The sequence below is a fragment of the Oleiphilus sp. HI0067 genome (genome assembly GCF_001635735.1).
The window spans coordinates 1-1,293 of record NZ_LWFI01001067.1; the positions used below are offsets into that span (position 1 = coordinate 1).

Sequence of the window (1,293 nt, forward strand, 5' to 3'; positions counted from 1 at the left end):
TCAACGTATTGGCTTTGTAATGGTTATGTTTGGATTTATGCTAAATGTAAGGCACGGGATTGAGCAACGTCATTACGGTGTCATTCTTTTGGGAGCTATATTTGGTGCGGCGGCGGCACTTCGACAGATGGCCTTACATGTTATTCCTGACACTCCCGCTTATGGCAGTCCTATCTTTGGCATGCATTATTATACTTGGGCTTTTGTTTTGTTTAGCGCGACCGTACTCGGAGTCGCTATATTGCTAATTTTATGGAAAGAGGAATGGCAGTCAAAAACATATGAAATTACGATCTGTGGTCGTTGGGTATGTTTGCTCACTATTGCAACTGTGGGCGTGAATCTCCTATCAACTTTTGTAGAGTGTGGTCCATTTGAATGTCCGGCAAATCCAGTACGCTATTGGTTATTCAATTAGTCTCCAATCCAACGATTTAATTCTCTGTGGCATCTGATTTATCCACACTAACTGAATGTCGAAAAAATCGTAATTTATTCAATATATTTGCTGACTGTTATATTCGGAGATTATTTTAATTGCAATCCATTGCATTGCGACAGCAAATAGGAAAATAGAGATTTTCAATGGGTACTGCATTCGGTTTCTCATGCCCTGTCGTGCATTTTATTTCACTTCTGCCGTTATCACCAAATCTAAGCGAGAAATATGAATAATGATTCAAAAGGGATGTTATACGGTCTGATTGGTATTCTCTCATTTGGTTTGACATTGCCTGTCACGCGCTACGTAATAGAGTATTTTTCTCCGATGTTCATAGGCCTCGGTAGAGCTACCGTGGCTGGTATTTTTGCGGCATTATTACTCATCATAACGAGGCAATCTGTCCCTTCAAAAGAACAGCTATACAAATTAATTATTGTTGCACTGGGCGTAGTCGTCGGTTTTCCTGTTCTTTCATCCGTTGCAATGCAAACTGTTCCTGCGTCACATGGAGGGGTTGTACTAGCAATACTACCTTTAGCAACTGCTATTGTTGGAGTCGTGATATCCAATGAAAAACCATCATTTGGATTTTGGGTTACAAGTGTTTTAGGAAGCATGCTAGTCGTTATTTATTCAGTACTTAATGGCGCTAATGCTCTTCATTGGGGTGATATTGCGCTATTTTTCGCCGTATTGAGTGCAGCTATTGGCTATTCTGTCGGAGGGTTATTGTCGAAAGAAATCGGTGGCTGGAGAGTTATATGCTGGGCACTTGTCATATCTACACCGTTCATTTCTATATTTGCACTTTATCATTTCCCGCCAGAATGGAGCTCGGTACCAATAAA

At 40.7% G+C, this 1,293-nt stretch carries 2 protein-coding genes; both read left to right on the forward strand.

Translation table 11 applies throughout. From position 1 onward, the window contains the following. On the forward strand, window positions 1-418 hold a 418-nt coding region (locus tag A3739_RS29980), incomplete at its 5' end, for a hypothetical protein (protein WP_068501909.1). A 249-nt stretch (window positions 419-667) separates the two neighbouring features. Then, window positions 668-1,293 (forward strand): DMT family transporter (locus A3739_RS14860; protein WP_068501913.1); only part of this gene is annotated, 626 nt, incomplete at its 3' end.